Annotated in this window: 17 protein-coding genes; 10 read left to right on the top strand and 7 right to left on the bottom strand. The window is 58.2% G+C overall.

The annotated features are described in order from the left end of the window. Window positions 1-37: 37 nt before the first annotated feature. The 4 genes from Q0V70_RS01580 to Q0V70_RS01595 form a co-directional block, all read right to left on the bottom strand. Window positions 38-1,552 (bottom strand): aminopeptidase P family protein, encoded by a 1,515-nt coding sequence (locus Q0V70_RS01580; RefSeq protein ID WP_297587574.1) that lies wholly within the window; start codon window positions 1,550-1,552, stop codon window positions 38-40. A 114-nt stretch (window positions 1,553-1,666) separates the two neighbouring features. Beyond that, a complete protein-coding gene (locus tag Q0V70_RS01585; protein WP_297587576.1) occupies window positions 1,667-2,173 on the bottom strand; it encodes a transglycosylase in 507 nt (168 codons plus the stop codon). Beyond that, on the bottom strand, window positions 2,173-3,750 hold the full coding sequence (locus Q0V70_RS01590; RefSeq protein WP_297587799.1) for a DEAD/DEAH box helicase: 1,578 nt from the start codon (window positions 3,748-3,750) through the stop codon (window positions 2,173-2,175). Before Q0V70_RS01590 ends, Q0V70_RS01585 begins: the two co-directional genes overlap by 1 nt. A gap of 138 nt (window positions 3,751-3,888) precedes the next feature. After that, window positions 3,889-6,072 (bottom strand): cell wall-binding repeat-containing protein, encoded by a 2,184-nt coding sequence (locus Q0V70_RS01595; protein WP_297587578.1) that lies wholly within the window; start codon window positions 6,070-6,072, stop codon window positions 3,889-3,891. Window positions 6,073-6,151: 79 nt separating this feature from the next. Between Q0V70_RS01595 and Q0V70_RS01600 the strand changes: the two genes are divergently transcribed. Next, window positions 6,152-6,775: a ferritin-like fold-containing protein gene (locus Q0V70_RS01600; RefSeq protein WP_297587580.1), complete on the top strand. Its 624-nt coding sequence runs from the start codon at window positions 6,152-6,154 to the stop codon at window positions 6,773-6,775. Window positions 6,776-6,781: 6 nt separating this feature from the next. On the opposite strand, the gene Q0V70_RS01605 is transcribed toward Q0V70_RS01600, so the two are convergent. Beyond that, a complete protein-coding gene (locus tag Q0V70_RS01605) occupies window positions 6,782-7,003 on the bottom strand; it encodes a DUF3107 domain-containing protein (RefSeq protein ID WP_297587582.1) in 222 nt (73 codons plus the stop codon). A gap of 129 nt (window positions 7,004-7,132) precedes the next feature. Here Q0V70_RS01605 and Q0V70_RS01610 point away from each other — a divergent pair, with 129 nt between their 5' ends. Both Q0V70_RS01610 and Q0V70_RS01615 read left to right on the top strand, forming a co-directional pair. Continuing rightward, complete coding sequence (locus Q0V70_RS01610) at window positions 7,133-10,543, top strand: PD-(D/E)XK nuclease family protein (RefSeq protein ID WP_297587584.1); 3,411 nt, start codon at window positions 7,133-7,135, stop codon at window positions 10,541-10,543. Further along, the gene (locus tag Q0V70_RS01615) at window positions 10,540-14,115 is read left to right on the top strand and encodes an ATP-dependent DNA helicase (RefSeq protein ID WP_297587586.1); all 3,576 of its coding nucleotides are present in this window, start codon (window positions 10,540-10,542) and stop codon (window positions 14,113-14,115) included. Before Q0V70_RS01610 ends, Q0V70_RS01615 begins: the two co-directional genes overlap by 4 nt. Before the next feature lie 236 nt (window positions 14,116-14,351). On the opposite strand, the gene Q0V70_RS01620 is transcribed toward Q0V70_RS01615, so the two are convergent. After that, a complete protein-coding gene (locus tag Q0V70_RS01620; RefSeq protein ID WP_297587588.1) occupies window positions 14,352-15,422 on the bottom strand; it encodes a macrolide 2'-phosphotransferase in 1,071 nt (356 codons plus the stop codon). Between the two features lie 252 nt (window positions 15,423-15,674). Here Q0V70_RS01620 and Q0V70_RS01625 point away from each other — a divergent pair, with 252 nt between their 5' ends. The 7 genes from Q0V70_RS01625 to Q0V70_RS01655 all read left to right on the top strand — a co-directional run bounded on the left by Q0V70_RS01625 (window position 15,675) and on the right by Q0V70_RS01655 (window position 20,165). Beyond that, window positions 15,675-16,748, top strand: a complete 1,074-nt coding sequence (locus Q0V70_RS01625) for an ATPase, T2SS/T4P/T4SS family (RefSeq protein ID WP_366126440.1) — start codon at window positions 15,675-15,677, stop codon at window positions 16,746-16,748. Beyond that, window positions 16,741-17,628, top strand: a complete 888-nt coding sequence (locus Q0V70_RS01630) for a type II secretion system F family protein (protein ID WP_297346926.1) — start codon at window positions 16,741-16,743, stop codon at window positions 17,626-17,628. The genes Q0V70_RS01625 and Q0V70_RS01630 overlap by 8 nt, the downstream gene beginning before the upstream one ends. A gap of 3 nt (window positions 17,629-17,631) precedes the next feature. Next, entirely contained in the window at window positions 17,632-18,543 is a 912-nt protein-coding gene (locus Q0V70_RS01635) for a type II secretion system F family protein (RefSeq protein WP_297346925.1), read from the top strand. Window positions 18,544-18,574: 31 nt separating this feature from the next. Next, complete coding sequence (locus Q0V70_RS01640) at window positions 18,575-18,760, top strand: hypothetical protein (RefSeq protein WP_297346924.1); 186 nt, start codon at window positions 18,575-18,577, stop codon at window positions 18,758-18,760. An 82-nt stretch (window positions 18,761-18,842) separates the two neighbouring features. Then, window positions 18,843-19,199 carry a TadE/TadG family type IV pilus assembly protein gene (locus Q0V70_RS01645; RefSeq protein ID WP_282921927.1) on the top strand — a complete coding sequence of 119 codons (357 nt, stop codon included), beginning with the start codon at window positions 18,843-18,845 and terminating at the stop codon, window positions 19,197-19,199. Further along, the gene (locus Q0V70_RS01650; protein WP_297587594.1) at window positions 19,196-19,660 is read left to right on the top strand and encodes a pilus assembly protein TadE; all 465 of its coding nucleotides are present in this window, start codon (window positions 19,196-19,198) and stop codon (window positions 19,658-19,660) included. Before Q0V70_RS01645 ends, Q0V70_RS01650 begins: the two co-directional genes overlap by 4 nt. Beyond that, window positions 19,650-20,165, top strand: coding sequence for a pilus assembly protein TadG-related protein (locus Q0V70_RS01655; protein ID WP_297587596.1), 516 nt, complete (start codon window positions 19,650-19,652; stop codon window positions 20,163-20,165). The genes Q0V70_RS01650 and Q0V70_RS01655 overlap by 11 nt, the downstream gene beginning before the upstream one ends. A 12-nt stretch (window positions 20,166-20,177) precedes the next feature. On the opposite strand, the gene Q0V70_RS01660 is transcribed toward Q0V70_RS01655, so the two are convergent. Further along, window positions 20,178-22,892 (bottom strand): FtsX family ABC transporter permease, encoded by a 2,715-nt coding sequence (locus Q0V70_RS01660; RefSeq protein ID WP_297587598.1) that lies wholly within the window; start codon window positions 22,890-22,892, stop codon window positions 20,178-20,180. Window positions 22,893-22,895: the final 3 nt, after the last annotated feature.

Consider the following 22,895-nt stretch of genomic DNA (forward strand, 5'->3'; position numbering starts at 1 on the left):
AGAGCCGGAGCCTTCCGAACTCGGGGCAGTCGCGGCGCTATTCTGCCTGTACGCGGGCAATCCAGGCTTCCACGTCAGCCACGGTACGGGGGATATTCTGTGAGATACGCTCGCATTTGCCGCCGGGTCCCACCAAAATGTCGTCCTCGATACGCACGGAAATGCCCCGATACTCCGGGGGAACTGCCAAGTCGTCTTTTCGGAAGTACAGTCCGGGCTCGATGGTGAAAATCATGCCGGGTTCCAGCCTGGCTCCGTTGTACATTTCGCGGCGCGCCTGGGCGCAATCATGAACGTCAATGCCCAGGTGGTGTGAAGTGCCATGCACCATCCACCGGCGATGATACTGACCATCCTCCTGCAGTGATTCCTCCCAGGAAACCGGTAGCAGACCCCACTCGTCAAGCCTCTGTGCGATGACGCGCATGGCGGCGCTGTGGACATCAGAGAAAATACATCCCGGCTGATTCGCCTGGTCAAAAGCCGCGTCGGCAGCGTCCAGAACCGCTTGATAAACGCGACGCTGCACCTCGTTGAAATGACCATTAATCGGCAGGGTTCGGGTGATGTCCGCGGTGTAAAGCGAATCGAGCTCCACTCCGGCATCAATCAAGATGAGGTCGCCCTCCCGCACCACACCATCGTTGTTAATCCAGTGCAGGGTCGCGGCGTGCTCCCCGGAAGCCGCAATCGTGTCATAGCCCAGGCCATTACCGACTTCCCGAGCACGCGCTCCGAATGCACCTTCTACCACGCGCTCGCCGCGGAAATGTTTCACCGCCCGCGGGAAAGATCGAATCGCCTCTTCAAAGCCCTCTTTGGTAGCAGCGACAGCCTTGCGCATCTCCTCGATTTCCCAATCGTCCTTAATGAGGCGCAGTTCAGAAGTTGCTTCCTCCAGCGAATTGTCCAGTTTCTTGGCGGCATCGGGGTCAATCCCAGCTTGCTCGCGAACCTGATTCACCACTGCCGCGGCCTGGGAATCGGAGGTAGAAATCATCGCAATCTGGACCTGACCAGCATCTTTAGCTAATAAATCGGGCAGTGTCTCCAGGTGGGCACAGGGAATCCCACACATGCGCTCGAATTCCTCCAGCGAGGGACGCACCCCAACCCACAACTCGCCGTAACGCGAATCTGCGTAAAACTCCTCAGAAGCGCGTGACGCGCGAGGACGGAAAAAGACGGTGGCGGTGTGGGTTCCTTCGCCTTCACCGGTTTCACCTTCCCGAACCGGGTTCAAAACCAATACGGCATCGGGAATCAAGTCAGTTCCCAAGCCGGTCAGGTGGGAAAACGCGGAGTGCGGCCGGAATCGGTAGTCACAGTCATTGTTGCGCACCACTAGAGCGCCAGCAGGGACGACCAGTCGCACTCCTTTAAACTTTTCCCCCAACTTCACGCGGCGGCGCAGCGCGTAGGGAGCAGCACTAGACCGTTCGTAGCCATCGGTGGGACGCGGACCCCAGTTCTCGCCGATAAACTTCTTAAACTCTTTGGACTGGGGCTGACGGGAGCGGTTCTTGCCGCGGGTTTCTTTTTGATCACTCATGTCCTCAAGTCTACGCGCTCGGTGGCAACCCGCGGCGGTTTCCCATTCACCAAGACTGATATCCCTGTTCCGGAGTCATCCTGGGCCGGGCGGGCCACAGGTGTGTGGCGCGGATTATGACAAGTCCGGGGCGGAATCCTCAGGGGGAACTTCGTCAGTCGCCGTGGCGGAATCTTCCGCGGCTTCATCCATTCCGTGCAGGGGAGCGGCTTCCTCGGATTCGTCAAAATCGGGGGAGGCCTGCTTCGCTGCCGTTTCCGGGTCTTCTGGGGGCTTGCGAATCAAAGCGTTCAGAGCTGTGCCGACTAACCCGGCGAGGCCGATGCCGATTATGAAAGTCCAAATGACCCGGTTTCCGCCATTCTTGCCCATGTCGGAAAACACAAAGAACTTCATCAAGCCGGCAATCAGTGCTGCGACAAAGGAGATGACATACAAGCCGCCGGGTTCGCGATGCACCAGAGCGCGCACCAGGGCAATGACTCCGCCCCAAAAACCGGCTGCCAATAGGCAAGCACCTACCATCTGGGTATTTTCTTCAGCCGAGAGCATCGAGAGGATGCCCAATCCTATTAAAGCGCCAAAAACGACACCTTCATAGGGAGAAAGGTGATCAATCATCAGCGAGCCCCCTTACCTTTTCCAGCCTTGTCGGACTTATGACGACGAGTGCGTTTACGTTGACGTTCCTTCTTCGAAGATTCCTCGGCAGCCTCGCGTTCTGCGGGTTTTCCGCCTTCCTTGAGGCCGTGCTTCTTTTTGTTGTTCTTGTGCGGACCGTGGCCCTTCTCAGATTTCCGGCGCCCTGAGCCGGAACCCTTCCCGCCGCGGCGCGACCCAAAACTGCCCGGGTCGCGTCCACCCAAGTCCTCCAGTTCTTCGGCTTCCAAACCGGCGCGAACCCGTCGGGACCGCGGCAAGTTTGCGGTAGCGTCAGTGGGAATGTCCAGGTCGGAATAGAGATGCGCAGAGGTATGATAGGTCTCTCGCGGGTCGGAAAAATCCAAGTCGAGCGTCCGATTAATGACTCGCCACCGAGTCAGGTCCTCCCAGTCCACGAAGGTGATGGCGCTGCCTTTGTTGCCGGCGCGAGCGGTGCGCCCAATGCGGTGAATATAGGTCTTATCGTCTTCGGGGCATTCATAGTTAATCACGTGAGTCACGTCATCCACGTCTATGCCTCGCGCCGCTACGTCAGTGGCAACCAGCACGTCCACCTTGCCGTGACGGAAAGCCCGCAAAGCCCGCTCTCGTGCATTTTGACCCAAGTCACCGTGAATCGCGCCGGTGGCGAAACCCCGTTCGGAGAGATCGTCAGCCAATCGTTGGCAAATTCGTTTCGTGCGGGTAAAGATAATCGTCAAGCCGCGACCTCGAGCTTGCAAAATCCGGGCGACGACTTCTGTCTTGTTCAAGGAATGCACCCGGTACACGACTTGTTTGACCTGCCGTACAGTCTGTGAAGAATCAGTCGGATCGGCGGCACGGATATGCGTTGGCTGGAACATGTAACGCCGCGCCAGAGCCACCACCGGGCCGGGCATAGTGGCAGAAAACAGCATGGTGTGGCGACGCGAGGGAATCTGGGAGATGAGTTTTTCCACGTCAGGCAGGAAACCCATGTCCAACATTTCGTCGGCCTCGTCTAAAACCAAGGTCCGCACCCGCCCCAGTTTCAAGGTGCCCTGATTCATCAGGTCAATCAGACGTCCCGGAGTGCCCACTACCACCTCGACGCCCTGGCGCAGCGCGTCGACCTGGGAATCGAATCCGACCCCACCGTAAATCTCGAGGATTCGGGCAACTCGATGGGCCGCTGCTGCCCGAATCTCCGCCGCGACTTGCTTCGCCAGTTCGCGGGTGGGCAGGACCACTAAGGCTTGCGGGGCGCCAGAATCCGGAATCTCGTCCCAGCCTTCATCGCCGGGACCGATAATGTCGTGCAGAATCGGAATGGCGAATCCGAGAGTCTTACCGGTGCCGGTTTTGGCCTGACCGATAATGTCCTGGCGGTTCAACGCGACCGGCAAGGTCAGGGCTTGAATCGGAAACGGATGAATGATGCCTTGATCGCGCAAGGCCGCAACGATTTCGGGTTCCACATCAAAATCAGCGAAAGTTTTGTCTTGGTTCGCTTCCAAGTCATTAATACCGGTGATGTCCGCCGTGGCTTCCTCATCAGTTCCCGCGGTTTCCAAGGTATTTTCGCTCCTCAATGTGTATCTTCCTTATCGTTGTCAGTGCTCAAAAGTCGTTTGCCTATATCTTTCATTGTAAACCGAGCCGGCTGGAGGATGTGGTTTTCCTGCCTGGTTCACCATTTCGCAGGCAAAAGCCTAGAACTCGGTGACGTTGTGGTTGACGTAGTCTGGCCATTCCAGCGCGCTGCGTAAGGTTTCTTCACAAATAGCGGCGTATCCGCCCAGGGCAGTTACTTGGAAGGCGTTGAGTTTTGCTAAGGTGTGCATGGTATTTTTGTCCAGGGCTCCGCATCCGCGTGGCACCAGCAAAATTGGCCCGTTACGCAGGTGGCCCCCCGAAACTGCGTCCGCAAACACGTCACCGCGAGCTAGGTAGGCGTGGGTTGAGGGCTGTAGACGCGCGGATTCCAAAGCGATTTCTCGCGAGGTTTCGTAGCGGTTCTGGCCTCCCAGACGGGTTGTCGCTTTGCCATTGGCTATGCTTTGCAATACCGCGTCCGACACGGCCGCTGGCCCGCCCAGGGCGACTACCCGGTCTACCTGCAGGTCTGTCGCCAGTTGACGGATGGTGGCGATAGCGGGGGAGGACGAATCAACCAGGACGATAGGTCCGTCTCCCAAGGCGGCTCCGGTCAGTGCGTCCGGTGAGACACTGCCACCAGGTCCGTAGGCGTTGGCAACATAGAGAGAATTTGCTTTTGAAAAGGCTCGGCGGGCAATCATCACGGAAGTATCGACTCGATTGGCTCCACCAATCCGCAAAGCGGCGTGCCCCCCGGCGAGTTCATAGAGCCGAGCGTCCGAAATAGCGCCGGTTCCCCCCAAAGCCGCCACTTGCTTGGGTCCCAGCGCACGCAGGGTCTCGGAAATGACCGGGGACACGGGAGAGGTGTCGGGAGGGACCAACAGTACCGGACCATCCTTGAGAACTCCGCCAACCAGGGCATCAGCAAAAACATCGGACCGAGCCAGGTAAACCACCGCAGGTCGTGAGTTTGATAATTTGGCGATGGCAGCGGAAGTTCCGAATCGATCTGCACCGCCAATCCGGTCAGCGTGCAGGTCAGGGATGTGTGGACGGGAATCCAGCGAGTTAATCACCCCGTCTTGATCTGCGTCGCCGTTGGGGTCGGAGGGCCAATCCGAGTTAAACAGGTTTATCTGGTAGCTGGTTGAGGTCGGGACCGGTTGACAGTTTGGAGCGGTGCGGATGTTAGAGATACTGACGGTATAGGGTGCCACATTGTAAAAGTCGGGAATAATCAGCTGATTCAGGGGAACTTTGAATAAAACCGTGTCATATCCGCCGTATTCCCACGGTGTTAGATTGGGGTCGACCCCGGGTTCCGAACGGTGAATGACCTGCAGTGGAATATCTCCCGCGGGGCCGGTCACACGGACCTCGGCAGCCCGCAAATCGGCACACTGGCCCGAGTAAGACCAGCGGGACACGTTTTCGCCCGCTCCAGTAGGCAGGATACGGGAAGGGAAATACCCCGCCGCTGGCCACGCGATGCTCGGCGGCTGGTGATTCGTGGAATCCCAAAAACTGGGGTGGACGGGCCTTCCGGCGGCCTCATAAGTCGTGTCGAAAAGCTGGATAGAAGTGGCGGTAGGGCCGGAGGTTCCGATAGAAACCGCCCCGATAGCAGCGTTTGCCTGGACGGGCGAAAACATCTGGAGCCGATGACCCAGGTTGTCATTGGTGTTCGCGGTCGAGGCTTCGGTGATATATCGCAAGACTTCCGTGGCCGGGGTGACGATACCGTCCAACCGGGCAATGACACCCGAACGCGAGGCGAGTTTCACGTTATCGTTGAGGCACACCGCGCCCGGAACAGAGTCGGGGGCTCCTGACGCGATTGGGCCTGCCGCAGCGGTGAGGGCTGCTGCTTGTGCCGGACCTTGTGGAGCGTAGTGGGCAGGCAAACTGACCGGCGCGAGGCGATTGAGCGAGCGGAAATAGTTCCAGGTCGAGAGCATTTTTTGGACAGCCTCAGGCTGTGCAGTGCCGGGGGTACACGAAGAGATAACCGTTCCGGAAGAAAAGGGGGTGACCTTGTCTGCTAAGTCCCACAAGGCCTCAAACTCGGCGCGAGCCACCGTCTCACTGTTCCCCGGTGCCGCTTGTGCTGCGGCAGGCTGGCCCGGCACAAAAGTTGCTTCGGGGCTACCCGCTACCAGCCCGGTCGCAGCCAGTCCCACAACTGCCAGCGTCACGCCGGCCCGCCGCCGCAGGCGGCTATCGCCCCAAAAGCGAGCGGCAGACCGATGACGAGCCCCGGCTGGTTCCAAGTTCAGAAAAAAAGAAATCCCCATCCCCCCATTTTGACAACTTTTCCAGGCAGTGTCTTGAGTTTCGTATGTCCTACCGCAACGCAGCGCCTAGAATGAACCTATGGAAATTTCGGAAGAACGCACGGCGCACATGCTGGGTTTGGTGGCTTTCACGCGAATTACGGCGTACGCGAGGCTGGCTCGGGATGTGTCCCAGACCACCGATTTTGCTGATCAGTTGGCGTTGGCGCGGATGGGGGTTTCGTTTGTGACCGCCATCGATGATTTGGAAGCGTTTGCTAACCGGCGGGGCTTAGATTTGGCGGATTTGACCCAGCCGTACGTGGGCTTTTTTGACGATATGGAGCGGCGAACCCGCCCGCGTGACTGGTGGGAACGCATGGTGAAAAGCTACATTTTTGTGGGAATTTTAGCGGATATGGAGGATTTGGCAGCACAGTTCGTCGGGGCTGACATGATTGAAATTCTGGGGGTTTCCGGGTCTGCTGGACTGACCCAGTGGGTGCGGGCTCGGCTGCGTGACGGAATCGCGGCTGACCCGACGGTAGAGTCGCGCCTATCCATGTGGGGGCGTCGCGTTGCGGGAGAGGCCGTAGCCGGGGTCAGAGCTATCCTGGATGCTTACCCACTGCTCCTGCCCGCAGGCATAGCTGTTAACGACAAGGTGGAAGAAATCCAAAAGCAGCATTCCCGCAGGATGGAAGACTTAGGTTTAACTTTCTAAAGGAAATCAGATGGCGAAGCCAATCCGGTTTTGACGCTCCGGAGCAAACTCGACATAGGCGATGCTGCCCGCATTGATGAGGGTGTGCGACTCGCGCTTGTCCACCAAATCAATGATTTCTCCTGTGGAGATGGCATCTTTGAGCAGTTTTTGCAGTTCCTCGGGGGATTTGTCAATATCGAGGGCGATTTCGCGGGCTACGGACTTCATTCCGATTTTGATTTCCATTAATTTTCCTTTCCGACTGTCCTTTCATTCTAGGGGTTTTGCCCGGTGAGCGGGAATTATGCGCTCGAAGAGAGAGCGAGTTTAATAGTCTCCAATTTTCGCCTTCGGGGGTGCTGATACTCTCAGGGTATGGAGATTTTCGATGACTTATCGCGCCGAGTTCGCCACTCGCTTAATGACGGTGAATCTGTGCTTGTGGCAGGCGTTCCGGCTAGCGGGAAAACCACGCTTTTAGCCCAACTGCTAGTGGATAATCCCCGGATGTTGGTGTTGAGTCAGAACGCGGGTGCCGCCCGCCGGTTGAGCGAGCGAGCCTTGGAGATTCGGGCGCAATCTGAGGATCCGCACTGTCCCATGGGTGCCAGCAAAGGTTTCGTGGCGGAAATCTTTGCACGTTTCAATCAATGGCGCAGAGAGGGAGGACTGCCTGAGGTTAGACTGGCCACCGATGCTGAGGTGATGGTCCAAATCCAGGATTTTCTGGCTGAAATGCCCCTCGAAGAGGAGCTGCGTTCAGCCCTGGAAACCCAAGGTTTCCGCCGTGATTTGGTGGACGGGATTTTCCGTGTCCGGGCTTTTGCTGGCGGCGCCTCATCAGACCCCGCACCACCGGCGGTTCATCCGCTAGTGACCCGGCTCATTCAGGCCATGCACACCGACCGGGAGGCTCAACGGCTGCAGGCTCGCCAATCTGCTTGGCCCTTGGACACGGCTTCACTTTTTGAGGAATACCTCTTGGCGGTGAAGGCGGGAGCCCCGGTTCCGGAACTGGTGGGAGTCGATGATCTGCAAAACTTCAACGGGCTGATGATTGACATCCTGTCTCTTTGGGCGACGCATGGAACCGCCCTCGTGGCCTGTACCCTGCCGGAAACCTGTGTGAACACCTATCGCGGGGCCAGTCCGCACTTGTGCGAGAGACTGTGGCAACAGTTAGAGAACATCCCCGGCAAAACCGTCACCGAGATTCTGCTGAACCGGGAACACGTCCCTGCACCGTTGCGCCGAGTGTGGCGTACAGCCGTGAATCGCTTGGGAGTACACGGCATCAGCGCACGCTTGTGGAACGCTGTGGGGGAGTCCTCCCCGGACTCGGCACAGCCAGATTCAACCTGCGTTTCGGGCTGTCAAGACCACGTTTTCTTGGTGGAAAAGCCCACCGACACGGCCCAATACCGAGAAATCGGGACGCTCCTGCAAGATGCCCATATCTTCTCTGCCCACCACCTGAAATATTCTCAGATGGCAGTTTTGACCCGGTCTTCCCTGGAAGCCCGCCAAGTTGCTGAAGTCTTGGAAAACATGGACATACCGGTGGTAGTTCCGGGGGCCGGAGCCCAGCTCAACGAAGGGCGTCTAACCCGCTGTCTGCTTCAGATGATACAGGCAGTTTGTGTGGAAACCCCTGACCAGGTAGAGCTTTCGGACCTGGATTTGGTCGGATTGCTTTCTTCTGCCCTCGTAGGCTGGGACGTGTGGCGAATGCGGCGACTCGACTCTTTCCTGCATGACCTGACATTGTTGCCTCCGGGGGAAGTCGGGGACGGCGAGAAGCCTTCCCTCTCCGCCCTGGAATCCGGAAATGCCGCTGATGATGAGCAAAGCGAGTCCGACACAGTTGGAATCCTGCCCTACATCCGTCAGTTTTTGTGTACGGTGATTTCCGGCCAGGATTTCGCGGGGCGCACCCTGGCTGAGATTACCTCCGAATCTGCTGACGCGAACCAGCTCATTGACCTGGGGCAAGCGCTCCAAGCGGGATGGCAGCAATGGAAAGCCGATCCGGGATCGGTGCAGTTGCTGCTGTGGAAACTCTGGGATGGTCTGGGACGCGCCGAAATCCTCCAGGCTCGAGCCCTGCAGCCCGGTTTGATGCCCATGGTGCGTTCCACCCTGCAAATTGACCTGGATTTGGTGATGGATTTGTTCAAAGCGGCGGACTGGTTCGAGGCTCGAAATCCGGGCCAAACCGCGGCAGATTTCGCACGGGGGATGTTGGCTCGCAATCTTCCGACCGGCACCGTTGCCCCTCATCATCTGGTGCGAGACGCGGTCACTGTCGTGTCAGCCGCAGCCGCTGTCTCACAGCATTGGCCCCTGGTGGCAGTAGCGGGACTGACTGACGGAAGCTGGCCGACGATGCGTTGGCCGGGTTCAATCTTGGGTACTTCCATGTTCGAGCTGGAAAATCGCGACAATCCTGCAAGCTCCAGCAGTGCCGGTTACCTGTGGAACTGGCAAAACGAATACCGGCATTTCTTTACCGCCCTGACACGTTGCACTGAACGTTTAATTTTGGGCACCACCGTTCAAGACGGAGTAGGACGTTCCACCTTCCTCACGCCGCTGGTACAAACTTTGCAGTTGGAGCCGAAACAGCATCGACATCTGCCCACGAACCTGCGTGACTTTGTGGCTTACCTGCGCGCTGCCTGCTTGGGTGGGGAAACCAGTTGGGGAACTCCCACTATTGATGCCCCTGCCGCTGCGGGGCTATTGGCGAAATTGGCAGCGGGTGACTGTCCTGCCGCTCACCCGGACAATTGGCTGGGTGTCTTGCCGGTCAGCGTAACCACTCCGGAATCCACCGAAGTTCACATCTATGCCTCAGGCTTGGAACGCGCTTTGGAGAATCCGTTGGATTACGTGTTGAGTTGGTCCGGCTATTCTAACGATGACGATGACCCTTACGCGCCTAATAAAGTTGGAAATATTGTTCACGAAGCCGCAGAAATCCTAGGGCGCAGATACTGGTGGAAGGACCACGGCCCACGGGATGACCTGGAGTATGACCAGGTCCTGACCGAACTGCGCGAGGAGACGCGTCGTCTGCTGGGACCCCTGACCGGAGACACCTGGATGGAATGGAACTTCCGTCGCCGAGTCGAAACCTGCCTGGTGCCCCTGGCGACTTTCTTGGTCAATCATCAGTATCCGTCTCTTTTTGAGGTGCGTTATCCCGGTCGGTTGCCAGCCAGTTCCGGGGCCGGCGCCCTGGTGTACAACGCCCGTATCGACCGGGTGATGTTTGCGCATGGGCAAGTCATCTTAATCGACTATAAGACCGGAGCTCTTTCTCAATTCAGTGCTGCAAAAGTGGCGGCTAATCTGCAGTTAGCTCTCTACCAGGCGGCCTATAATGCCTCTGCGTTAGGTCAGCAACAGCCCTGCGACCTGGCGGAAATTGTGGCACTCCTTGTGCCGCCGGACTCGGACGAGCCACTGAACTCCCAAGTCATCGAAGAGCCGCGAGACCCCAAAATTTGGGTACAAAAAGGCCTGGTGCCAGGAACGGAAACGATTACCCTCCCCAAGCGATTCTCCGCTGAACAGCGCCAGATTCTGCTCAATCCGCTGGCCTGGCTACGTGGTGAAGCTCCGGGAGCGCCCGATCCGGAAACCATGCCGTTGCGGGACTATTTACAAGACCGTGTGGACTTAGCGGTGGAGGCGTTCAGCGGACCGAATTTGTCACGAGTTGAATTCCTCGATGCTTGGGGCGAAGGGGATCCCCTCGGAGTGGAAGTGAGAAAACGATGACTACGTCCAAACAAGTGAAAGAACTGTTCTCAGCGGCTGACCTGGCTGCTTTGACGGGGGCTAATCCGCCGACCGAGGAACAATCCGCGGTAATTACGGCTCCGCGGGGACAACTCCTGGTGGTAGCCGGGGCCGGTAGCGGGAAGACGGAAACCATCGCGAACCGGCTGGTTTACTGGGTCATCAACGCTGGTATTGTTCCTGAATCCATCCTCGGTTTAACCTTTACTCGCAAGGCAGCGGGGGAAATGGCGGCCCGTTTCGCGTTGCGTCTGGAACGCTTCGCGAGTCTCATGGAGTCAGTGCAAAATCGGCAGCAAACTGCGAAGGTTACCGCGGTGTTAAAAGCCGCAGACTTTGACCTTGACCAACTGCGCCAACGTTTCGATACTCTCGCTCAGCGGGGCATGACCCCGGAACTGCTGCGCCACCCCGTCAGTGTCTCGACATACGATTCCTATGCGGGAACCCTCCTGACCGAATTCGGCACGTTAGTCGGGCGTGAATCGGGTTTCACCACCATCACTGATGCCGCCAGGTACCAAATCATGACTGACGTAGTGCAAAGCTGGACGGGCGCGCTGGGGGTGAAACGCGAAGGTGAAAACACTGAACATCTGATAAAAAATCTGCTGTCCCTGGCTAACGATACGAATTCGCATCTCGTAGATTTGGCTGAGATGAAACAGACCTACCGTTCCTATCTATCTGCCGCCCAGCACCTGCGTGATTCCGAAGGTTCAGAACTCAACGGGACAGCATTGCGCCATTTGAATACCATCCTCAATACTATGGAATTCGGACGTAACGCCACAGGAGTCATCCAGGCTTTCAACGAACGCAAACAGGAACTCATGATGGCAGACTTTTCTGACCAAACTCGGGAAACGGTTCGTTTGGTCGAGCAACTGCCGGTCGTCGGGGAAAGTCAGCGGGAGAGATTCCAGCTGGTGTTCCTGGACGAATTCCAAGACACCTCGGTGGCTCAGATGCGTTTTCTCTCGGGAATTTTTCGCGATTGCGCGGTTACCGCGGTGGGTGATCCGAATCAAGCCATTTACGGTTGGCGAGGGGCTTCCGCAGCTTCGATGGAGGACTTTGGCGACATATTCTGCACGGATCCTCACCTACTACTCACCCGAACCTTGTCGACTTCGTGGCGTAACGACGAAGTCATCCTCAAAGTCGCTAACCGAATCTCGGCCGAACTGACCACGGCCCCTTCCCCGGGCGCGAGTGGGAAAGCCCGCCGGAATCAGAGTCTCCAGCCCTCCGCCAGTAAACCTCTGCGGGCCCGACCGGGAGCGAGCCCCGGCATCGTCTACGGAATCCAGACATTGACCGACATTGAGCAAAGTCAAGCGGTGGTGAACTTTTTCCGATTATGGCAAGCCCAGCGAGTCAAGCTGCAAAGTGAGGGGATACCCGCCGAAAAGTTGCCGACTGCTGCCATACTGTGCCGTGCGAAAAACGCTATTCCTAACTTGGCTGAGGCACTGCGCCGAGCTGGAATTCCTTATCAAACCAGGGGTATGCAAGGTGTCTTGGAAGATCCGGGGGTGCGCTTGGTGCGGGCCGCTTTGGAAGTCACTGATGACCCGGAAAAAGGTGCCAGCCTGCTAATTTTGCTTGATAGATATCGATTGGGATTGAGCGATATACAGGCAGTGGGGCGAAATCCGCACCGTTTCACTCCTTACCAGATTGTGATGGAGGGCGGTGCTGAAGTCTCCGTTGAGGCTGCCATGCGATTGGAAAAACTGCGTGGAATTCTCACGGAACTCAAGGAGAACGCCGCGTTCGCAACCCCCTTAGTGTTGACGCGTTTGGCGCATCGACTGCTCGATTTGGATATTGAGCAACAGCTGCCTGGCTCCCCGTGCCAAGCTGGGGCTTATGTCGAGTTCTTAAACCTGGTTCGTGATTTTGGGCGGATTCCCGGGGCAACGTTGAGTGGATTTCTTAACTGGCTGAGTGCCGGTGAACAAGAGGAAGCCAGCTTCGCTGACCTGGACTTCGAGGTTGATAATGCGGCGGTTCAGATTATCACCATGCACGCCGCGAAGGGCCTCGAATGGGATTGGGTGGCCGTCCCAAACCTGAACAAAAACACTTTCCCCTCCGGCAAAGGCGAAATATGGGCGATGCGACGCGACGTTCTGCCCTATCCACTGCGCAGCGACCGGGCTCATCTGCCCGAGCTGGAACTGAAAACCCAAACGGTTCTGACCGCGAAAGGAAAAGTGTCATCGAAAAAAGGTCTGCTGGAGTCATATCGGGAAGAGGCTGGCCAATACACCCTGCGAGAAGAGTCTCGGTTGGCCTACGTGGCTTTCACCCGTGCCAAATCACGGCTGCTGCTGGGACACTGCTGGTTTGAGCGGCAAACCAAGACAGAACGTTTGCCCAGCAAGTTTTTCCTGGTGCAACAAGACCCGCACCAACGCATCTTCACCGATGCTGATGTCGCGGGTGGGGCGGACGGGCCGGACGTCATCCGACAAGACCCATCCGCTGCGCCGAGCGTGCAGACCTCGGGGGAAAGCACAGCTGAAGCCCAAAACCTGCTGACTCCGTTCAACGCTGAGACGTTTGCACAGGAGGCCACCCGATTGGGAATTGCGCTCCCCAGCGTCGAATGGCCTGAAACCGAAGTCACGTCCATCCCTGAAAAAACCGAAAATCCGAATCAGGACCGATTCGAGGGAGGCGTTTGGCCGGCCCTGCCGTGGACCCAGACTCGCCAGGACTTGGCTCATGCGTATCAAGTTACCGAGGATGCTTTGGCTAGCGGCAAATTTGCTGACGGAGTCAGTCAGGACGCCACTGAAGAAACCGAGCGCCGCTTGAGTCAACTGCTGCACCAGCCGCAAACGCGCCTGGGAACGGGCGATTTGCTGGGACGAATTTCTGCTACCGGGATGGCGCGTTTGGCGCAAGACAGCGAGGGTTACCTGCTCCAACGTCTGCGTCCCCTGCCGCAGGAGCCCAGTGCGGCGGCTCGTTTGGGAACCTATATGCACGCGTGGATTGCCAGCCAGCTCGAAAATGAAGACGCGCTCATTTTTGATGCCGGGATGGAAGACGGGTTCACCTCAGACCAGCGCAAGCTGCTGCACAAATGGCAACAGCATTACGCTGACCTGGAACTGCTGCGCCGCCTGCGCCGTCCACAAGTCGAATTTGACGGTGAACTCTATGTTGGGGAAGGGGTTGGTGCCGTGATTCCGCTGCGCATCGACGCACAGTTTGAGGAGGCACAAACCGGGAAAATCTGGATTCTCGACTGGAAGACCGGCCGGCGCCCGACCCCGAAGGACTATTCTCAGTGGCTGCACCAGCTGGGAATCTATCGCCTTTACTGGTTACAGGCCCATCCCTTGACCCCCGCGGAGGACATCGTGTGTGCCTACGTGTTTCTCAATGAGGACGACCCGGAGCGCCAATTGCTCACCCTACAGGACATCCTCGACGAGCTGGGGATAACCGACTACAGTCAGAATCTCTTGATTAGTAACTTGACGGACCGTGGAAAGGAGGCCGACGAAGTTTTAGAAAAGTTTGGATATTGAGGCCGCTGCCGGATTGCCCTAGACGCGTACCGTCCCCGGCTTCGCGGAGGAGGGGACGGCAGAAGGGCGAGGGGGCCGCCCCGGTCTTGTGGCACTCCGAAGATAACGCCACCTGAGAATGAGGAAGGGACGAAGTCTGTCCCGGTCTCGTGCCGTTGAGGAACGGTAGAGAAAGGCTGGTCAGGACGGTGTCCGGGGTAGTTCGTCCCGGTGTTGCGGACCGAATCTACCCGGTCTTAGGCTTTATCCGGGGGCAGTGAGGAAACCTGGGTATCTGACTCCGCGGCAATCTCCGCGGTACTCTCGGAGGGGGCTTCACTCCCTTCCGAGCTACGGTCAGGAATGCTGGAGGTCTGGTCCTCGTAGAGAGGGCGGCCCGTTAGTGACAAATCTCCCTCCAGCCGCTCCAGCTGCTCGTTCAACAGGTCTTGGGCATCGGCAATTATCGAGGCATCTCCCTGGTCGACCCCCCAATTGAGCCAATTGACCAGAGCCAGCTCAATACACAGGTCGGTACGTTGACGCAAGAACGGGTCTGACCCCTCCGCGCGTCCCAAATGGTAGGCATCAAAGACTAGGTCCACGGCCTCATCCGTCAGCTCAGAAGCTACCCAGGACAAATCCTGCGAGGGGTCGCCCACGCTGACCTCGGCAAACCCGGAAATCCCCAAAATTCGGGAATCCGCGACCAGGACATGCTGGGGCTCCAGGGAGCCGTGGACAAATGTGGGATGGAAATGCCACCAGGCATCTTCGTCAAGGGCTTGTTCCCAACGAGCCTGCAGAACTGGGGGAACCAAACCGGTCGCGACCGCTCGGGAGAGGTTTTTGCGCAGGTCCGCACGGATATCATCTACGCTGGGGGTGGGGAAGCCCACATGAGCAACCAGGTTGGCGGGAATCTCGTGTAGCGCCGCGATGGCTTTGCCCAAGGCACGCAGCAGGTCCGGATCCTCTGCCAGCTCGTTGAACTCCAAGGGATTGCCCGGCAACTGGCGATAAACAAAGATAGAGGTCCCGTCTTTCGAGGTGGCGCTACCTTCGATACGGGGAACATCAAAAGGAAGTCGGTGCGCATCGCGGTAATTGGCCAGCATGGTTAAAATCTTTTGCTGCTTGTCCAGGGCCGCCTCTGCATCCACATGCTTAGCGCCGACGATACTCCACCGGGCTGAGTGATTATCGAGGACGCCGACCCAGCGAAAATCAGTGTCTTCGCCCAGCGGCGGGCACAGGGACTCAACCTCAAGGTCTGGAACTGCCACGGTGGCCAAAGCCGCCAAGGTCAGAAAATCGGTATCGCTCATCTCTCAATTTTATGTCACCCTGGGGGACAAACCGTCAGACCGCTCCGGAAAGCCGGAAATCTGGCCATTTAAAGCCCCGCCTGGGGCGGGGTGCGTGACCAGCCGGGAAACCTACATCGATTTTTGGCAAAACTATGGCAAACCTCAGAAAAACCTGAAGATTACATGAATGTAAGATGAGAATTTACCGTTTTGGACGGGAACCCTTGCACTGTAGCAGTAAAAAAAGCGTTTAAACTGACCGTAATTGTATTGGCTCTCAGGCGCGAGGGAGTTGTCGACTTGGGCTTAAGTTACGGGAAATTGCAGCCGCTGATGGATGATCCAGCGGTGGAAGAAATCTGGTTGAACAGTCCTTCCCAGGTGTTTTGTTCCCGCGACGGACAAGCCCACCTGACCAACCTGTTGCTGGCTGAAGACGAGGTAGAAGCCCTGGTGGAGAGGATGCTGAGAGCTTCGGGGCGGCATCTGGACTTTGTCAACCCCTGCGTGGACGCCACCTTGGAAACCGGAGAACGCTTGCACGTCGTCATTCCGCCCGTGACGGCTACCTGGTCCATCAATATCCGCAAGCACAGCGCGAAAGCGGTGCGGGTGCGGGACCTGGTTCGGCTCAACATGATGCCCGCGTGGATGGCTCGTTTCCTGGCCGAAGCGGTGCGTATCGGCCTGAATATCGTGGTGGCCGGGCCGACCCAATCGGGGAAAACCACCACGGTTCGCGCCCTGTGTGGTGAGATTCCTCCTGACCAGCGCATCATCACTTGTGAGGAAGTGCTGGAGCTCAATTTGAAAGCCCCGGACGCGGTGGCGATGCAAACCCGCAACGCCTCGATAGAAGGCCAAGGTGAGATTACTCTGCGGGATTTGGTTCGGGAAACCCTGCGGATGCGCCCCGACCGACTCATTATCGGGGAGGTCCGCGGCGCCGAAAGCCTGGATATGCTCATCGCTCTGAACTGCGGAATCCCCGGTATGTCCACGATTCACGCCAACACCGCCCGCCAGGCGATTACGAAACTGTCGACCCTGCCGCTACTGGCCGGAGAAAACGTGACCGCAGCATTCGTGGTGCCGACCGTAGCGGGAGCCATAGACCTGGTGGTGCAGCTGCGCGGAACCTGGCAAGGCAGCCGTGCGGTGACGGAAGTATTGGCATTAGACGGGACCCTTCACGGTGGCCAGGTCGCGGCGCACCCGCTATACAGTGCGCCACCCGATGGTGCTCAGCCAGTCAAGAACTCCGCGGATTTTGATTTTCTTTCCGCCTTCGGTTCTCGAGCCAGTCAGTTGGCGGCTATCTGGCGGGAGACACCCCATGACTAGCTCCCTATTGACTCTGGCGGCAGTCCTCAGTGCGGTTTTCGGGATTTTCCTGGTGACGTTCGCGCCGAGACGGCATTCGGCGCACCGAGAGAGCTTTCTGAAACGCTATTGGGCGCAGCGCCGTACCCGCTTCAACGACATCACCGCGGTGAGCGGAACACGCATTGGGTTGGAACAGTTCCTGGCGCTGTCCCTCCTGGCAGGAGTGTCGGCAGGGATTTGCCTCACCCTGGTCACCGGGCTGGTGATGGTTGGGTGGTTGGCCGGGCTGCTAGCCGCGTATCTGCCATTTTTGGGACTGCAGAGCAAACTGCATTCCGTGCAGAGTCAGCGCGGCAAAGCCTGGCCGAACCTGGTGGATAATCTGGTTTCCGGGGTGCGGGCCGGGCTGAGTTTGGGTGAAACGCTCCTGGAAGTTGCCGCCCGAGCCCCAAAGTCGCTGCGAGTGCCTTTTGCCCATTTCGCGGCCGATTATCGAGCGGGCGGCAACCTCGATGCCTCCCTAAAAATCTTGAAGCATGAACTGGCTGATCCGGTGGGGGATCGTATCGTCGAAGCACTGCGTTTAGCTGCACAAGTGGGGGGCAACGACTTGGTGGTTCTGTTGGAGGATTTGGGTGCGATGCTCCGTGCGGAGGAACGAACTCGTGGGGAAGTGCTGGCACGCCAATCTTGGACCGTGACCGGGGCGCGGCTGGCCGCCGCTTCCCCGTGGATTATCTTGGCACTGCTGTTGAGCCGTCCGGGTACGTTAGAGGTGTATTCCACATCGGTCGGCTCCATGATTTTGCTGGTGGGGGCGTTGGTTTCGGCGCTGGCGTACATTTTGATGCTGCGGCTGGGACGCCTGGAAGTCAGTCCGCGCACGATGCGGGAGTAGACCGTGGAGAACCCGTTGACCTGGATTGTCGGCAGCCTCGCTATCATTGCCGGGAGTGGGCTTATCGGGGTGTGTCTGGGACCCTGGATTCGTCAAGGCTCCTTTCCGACTTGGCGAATCACTCCTTATGTTCAGGCCGACCTGACTGTGATGGCGGCTTCTCGCGGTGATGGATTGCCGGATGACTCTTTCCTCCATAACGGCTTGACCAGGTTTCTCACGTTTATCAGTCCCTCCAAAGATTCTGTCGAGCGCAGACTGCAACTGGCGGGTTTGCCTAGGGACGTGCGCGGATTTCGTCGCTCCCAGCTGCGATGGGCCCTGTCTCTGGGAGGTCTGGCGGTTATTGTCAGTCTCCTGGGATTTTTGGGGAAAACCTTGCCGATTTTAGGGGCTTTCGTGATGTTGACCTGTTTTGTGTTGGCGGGATTGCTGATTCCCGATTATCGGCTTACGGGCGCGGCGCGGCGTCGCCAACTGCATTTGAATCAAGAACTGCCCGATGTCATCGAGATGTTGGCGCTGGCGGTGGGAGCCGGAGAACCTCTCTATGGAGCTTTGCACCGGGTATCCGCCCGCTGCACCGATGTCGCCGGTCAGGAGTTGGAAAAAATCTTGGCCGCGGCTGATAACGGAGACTCTTTGGCTCCCAGTTTGACCGCAGCTCGAGCCCGCAACGATTCCGAAATCCTCGCGCACCTCATTGATGCAATTGTTTCTGCGTTGGAACGCGGTTCTCCCTTGGCGGGCGTGCTGCGTTCCCAAGTGGCGGATTCACGAGCGGTGGCGCGAACCCAGTTGCTCACGGAGGGTGGAAAGAAAGAAGTCCTAATGATGGTGCCGGTCGTGTTCTTAATTTTGCCGCTCACCGTGGTTTTCGCTCTCTATCCCGGGTTGGTAGCTCTACAGCTGTAAATAGTCAAAATAACAATCGAAAGGAAAAAACATGCCAAAACTCCGCGCCTTGCGAAACTTCGTATACACCCGCCTGCAGGCTGAAGACGGCGACGTTCCCGGCTGGGTGATGGTGACCCTGATGACCGCGGGGCTGGTGGTGGCCCTGTCGGCGGTAGCCTTGCCCGCTTTAACGAATCTGTTTAACGATGCCATAGCCCATGTCTCGGCTCTCTGAGTGTCGAGTATCCCGCAGTCGGCACTTGTGGCCGTGTTGGCGGGGAGAGTCCGGTTCAGAGCCGGCCAGTTTCGCTCTCGTCATGCCGCTGGTACTGATTCTGGTGCTGGGGTTGATGCAGCTGGCTTTGGCCCTGTGGGTGCACACGACTTTGATTGATGCGGCCGGGGCGGGGGCGCACGCGGCAGCGCTGTCGGGTGCCCCCGCGAGCGCCGCCGATGACACCGTGCGCAGTGTCCTGGCCTCGACTTTGGGTCCCGACTACGTGCATACGGTCAGCGCCGAGCGCGTGACTCTGACGACGCTCAGCGGCCCCTACTCCACCTCAGACCTGGAAGTAATGGAGGTACGGGTGAAGGCTCCTATGCCGGTTATTGGCCTGTTCGGAGCGGGGGACTTGACCGCGGTGGGGCACGCGGTAATAGAGGAGGGGCCGTGAGGCGCGGGCATCATCGAAAAGCATCGAGGTTGGTGCAGCGGCTGGTTCGTGAGGAATCCGGCGAGGCTACCTTAGAGTTTGTGGGCATCACCATGATGCTCCTGATACCGCTGGTGTACCTGATTTTGGCTTTCTTTCAGATTCAATCTGGTCTGTACGCGGCCGAGGCCGGGGCAGCCGGAGCGGCGCGTATCCTCACGCTGCATCCCGAAACAGGGGTCGGTTCGGCCAACTTGGCGGTGCAGATGGCGGCCGCTGACCAGGGATTACCGGCGGGACAGGCCCACTACACTCTGGACTGTGTGACTGGACCGTGCCCTGCCGCGGGTTCGCGCGGTATCGTCCACGTTAGTGTGGAAGTCCCCCTGCCGCTGGTGGGAACGATGCTACAGGGTTCCTTTCCCGCTTCCTTGCCGCTGGGCGCGGAGCATCCGATTCAGTGGGGCGAGCATGGGGCTTAGGAAATGGCACAAGGACGGTGCGGTGCTGCATCGGCTTTCCGCCCGGTTCGACCGTCTCGGTGGTGAGGACGGCCGCGTCATGCTGTTGGGGTTGGCTGCTTGCGTGCTGCTCTGTGTGATTATCCTGATGAGCATGGCGCTGTCCGGGGTTTATCTGGAACAGCGGCGCTTGCAGCGTTTGGCAGACCAGACCGCATCGATGGCAGCTTCCAACATCGCGGATGCTGCCTACTATCAAAATGGAATTGTTGACGGCGTCCCCCTGGAAATCGAACCGAATCACGCCTCGGAACGCGCTGCCGAATACCTCTCAGGGGCGGCAATAGGCACGAACTCTGGCTTGCAGGGAATTGACCTGGTTGACGTAGATGTGGCTTCGACCCGGGTACAGGTAACTTTGCAGGCCACCGGCAAAATTCCGCTGGTGGTTCCGCTCATCAGTTCCCTGACCCAGGTCGAACTCACAGCTACCGGGGCGGCTTCGCTAAAGGCCAGCTTCGGCTAGCCGCCCGCCCACTCAGTCGTGAGCCAGCGCCTCGACCGGCGTGACCCGTGCTGCTGCCCGCGCCGGACCAATCGAAGCCAACAGCGCCACCACGATGGTCAGCGCCGCGGCCGCGATAGCTAGCGGAGGTACCACAATAACTTGTGCGGAGGCCAGTTCCGTCACCGGCAGGGCGTTGATGCCGGCTATTGCGTAACCCAAACCGGCTAATACGCCTACGACCAGCGCCCCGAGGGCCGTCAACAGCGCTTCGATAGCGAGCATTTCTTGCAAACGTCCCTTCGTCATGCCCAAGGCGCGCAGCATCCCATTTTCTCGCCGGCGTTCCATCACCGAGAGAGCCAAAGTGTTCGCCACTCCAACTAGCGCTACCAGGACTGATACCCCGAGCATCGCGAAAGCGCCCCACATCAACCCTTGTGTTATCTGGGTAAACATGGCTCGGTCGGGCGCGGAACCGTTGATGTAGGCGTCCTGCTCGGAGGCGGCCGGAATATCCGAAGCGAGCTGCTCAATGTCAGAAAAGCTGCAATCCGGAGAAATCCGCATCAGCAGAACTCGAGGCGCCAGCACCGTGGCATTACGCTCAAGCTCCTGGTCGGCGTCGGTTTGTGCCGGACGAACCACCTGGGTGGAACTGGCCAGGCCAGCCAAATCCTGGGGGTTCACGGACACGAAATCCAGGGGAGTTTTCTCAGCCGTGAGTTTCAGCACTTTATCGCCGCTGCGGACGGCATAAGGCTTGCCTACTTCCTCATCGCTCAACATTGGAATTCCTACGTGGCCGGGTGCAATCACGGGAATGCGGCTGTGGGATATGGTCGAGAAATCCTTAGATTCCAACAGCATTTCCTGAGTATCCGCGTCGGGGTCACAAGGCTCGTTCGTTGCGGCAACGATACAGCCGCCGTTTTCGTCTTGGGTCAGCTTTTCCGGCTGAGACAATAATTGCTGGGTTTTTTCGTACTCGTCCCAGGGAACAGCGCTGCCCAGCAGCCCATTTACGGCGATGGTGTGTTCCAAACCGGAAGTGGCTTTCACGTTGGCGATGGTGGATTGGCTCAGCGGTTCGCCCTCCGAAACGAGTTGCAGGTCTACCGGAGTATGTTCGTCGATGATTTTTTTGCCGGTAGCGTCTACCGAGGCCGCCCCGACCAGCAGCAGTACCATCAAGGTAATACCTAAGGTCAAGGCCGCGCCGGTAGCTCCGGTACGCCGCGGGTTACGACCCGTATTTTCCGCCGCTAAACGCCACGTCACCGCCGCGGGGGAACTGAAAACACCCAAAGCGGAAGTCACGTAGGGCAAAACGATGGAAGTCAGCACGACCAGCCCCAGGAAAGAAATCATTCCGGCAAACATCGCGGTCAGGAAGAAGTTGGAGGTGTAGGTATCCATGTCTCCCTGCTCCGAGACGCTCGTCATCAACTGATGGTTCTTCAGGGTGGCGTAGACCATGGTGGCGGTGCCGCCAAAGAACAGAATGGAACCAAAAATGGCGCGAACCGTCCGGTGCTTGCGCCGCCGGCTGAGCTTGTCTTCCGTCGCCAGAGCCTCAATCGGGGTGACCTGGGCGACCCGGCGGGACGGGGCAAACCCGGCCAGGAAAGAAATCACGGTACCGCAGAGGAATCCCGCCAGCAGGCTTTGCCAGTTCAAAACGGTGAATGCCTGACCCCAAGTGTCGGCGAGGTTGGCAATTCGGCACGCTATGGCCGAAAAAATCACACCTGCCAATACCCCAATCATCGCAGAAACGGCGCCTACCAGTAACGTCTCACGGGCCACCAGGGAACGGAGCTGACCGGAGGTGGCACCGACCGCTCGCAGCAGAGCCAGTTGGCGCCGCCGGCGGGCAAACAGCACGTTGTAGGTTACTGACACGACAATAATGGCGGTAACACCAGCTATGAGCGGGAACACCAAGGCCAACACGAGCAGGACATCTTCCCCGCCCATCATGGTATCCACGGCACGATCCAAGTATTGATCCGCGGTGAACACCTCATAGTAATCTGCGTCAGGAATGTGGGAGATCAACTCTTTCAGTTCGGATTTGGCTGCATCCAGGTGTGTGGCATCGACTCCCGAAATCAGCACAATATCAGCCAAATAATCGTCCCCAGCCCAAGCCTTCACCAGGGAATCGGTAACGTAGCTGGTGGGGAACGCGCCGGGACGGGCTTTATAGATACCGCTGACCTTGAGCGGCACCGTCTTGGTGTCATCGGTGGCAGAATCGTAGATTCCTGCGTTGAGGGTATCCCCGACTTTAACCCCGAGAGTCTTGGCATTGGACTGTTCGATACCGATTTCAGTTTCAGAGCTGGGCCGCTTTCCCTCCACGACCGAGCTGGGGTCGAACACGGGATTGCCCAGCCCCAATACCGAGGCAGACACGGTTTTGCGATTCGCGGACAGTTCCACGTTCATGGCGGACCGGGTCAGGATTTTCCACTCCGGGTGGGCCTTATGGGCTTGGTCCGCGACCTTTTGCAGGTAGTCCGGTTCGGGATCCTCACCGTCGTAGGGAACTCCGTTGGGAGTCGAAACAATCAGGTCAGCGCCGGCAGCTTCCTCCGTAAGGTTGCGAGCCAAAGTCATCTTGAGCCCCTCGGTCAACCCTAGGCAGGTCAACAGGAACGCTACGGCCAGGGCTATCGCCAAGGCGGTGGCGGTGTAGCTTTTCACGTTCTTGCGCAAATCTGCGCGCAGAATTCCTTTCATCTC

The organism is uncultured Mobiluncus sp. (assembly GCF_947087965.1).
In the GTDB taxonomy this organism is placed as follows: domain Bacteria; phylum Actinomycetota; class Actinomycetes; order Actinomycetales; family Actinomycetaceae; genus Mobiluncus.

Coding starts and splice junctions, on each gene's coding strand:
- Q0V70_RS01580 (WP_297587574.1), bottom strand. CDS start 1,552: ATGAGTGATCAAAAAGAAACCCGCGGCAAGAACCGCTCCCGTCAGCCC.
- Q0V70_RS01585 (WP_297587576.1), bottom strand. CDS start 2,173: ATGATTGATCACCTTTCTCCCTATGAAGGTGTCGTTTTTGGCGCTTTA.
- Q0V70_RS01595 (WP_297587578.1), bottom strand. CDS start 6,072: ATGGGGATTTCTTTTTTTCTGAACTTGGAACCAGCCGGGGCTCGTCAT.
- Q0V70_RS01600 (WP_297587580.1), top strand. CDS start 6,152: ATGGAAATTTCGGAAGAACGCACGGCGCACATGCTGGGTTTGGTGGCT.
- Q0V70_RS01605 (WP_297587582.1), bottom strand. CDS start 7,003: ATGGAAATCAAAATCGGAATGAAGTCCGTAGCCCGCGAAATCGCCCTC.
- Q0V70_RS01610 (WP_297587584.1), top strand. CDS start 7,133: ATGGAGATTTTCGATGACTTATCGCGCCGAGTTCGCCACTCGCTTAAT.
- Q0V70_RS01615 (WP_297587586.1), top strand. CDS start 10,540: ATGACTACGTCCAAACAAGTGAAAGAACTGTTCTCAGCGGCTGACCTG.
- Q0V70_RS01620 (WP_297587588.1), bottom strand. CDS start 15,422: ATGAGCGATACCGATTTTCTGACCTTGGCGGCTTTGGCCACCGTGGCA.
- Q0V70_RS01630 (WP_297346926.1), top strand. CDS start 16,741: ATGACTAGCTCCCTATTGACTCTGGCGGCAGTCCTCAGTGCGGTTTTC.
- Q0V70_RS01640 (WP_297346924.1), top strand. CDS start 18,575: ATGCCAAAACTCCGCGCCTTGCGAAACTTCGTATACACCCGCCTGCAG.
- Q0V70_RS01645 (WP_282921927.1), top strand. CDS start 18,843: ATGCCGCTGGTACTGATTCTGGTGCTGGGGTTGATGCAGCTGGCTTTG.
- Q0V70_RS01655 (WP_297587596.1), top strand. CDS start 19,650: ATGGGGCTTAGGAAATGGCACAAGGACGGTGCGGTGCTGCATCGGCTT.
- Q0V70_RS01660 (WP_297587598.1), bottom strand. CDS start 22,892: ATGAAAGGAATTCTGCGCGCAGATTTGCGCAAGAACGTGAAAAGCTAC.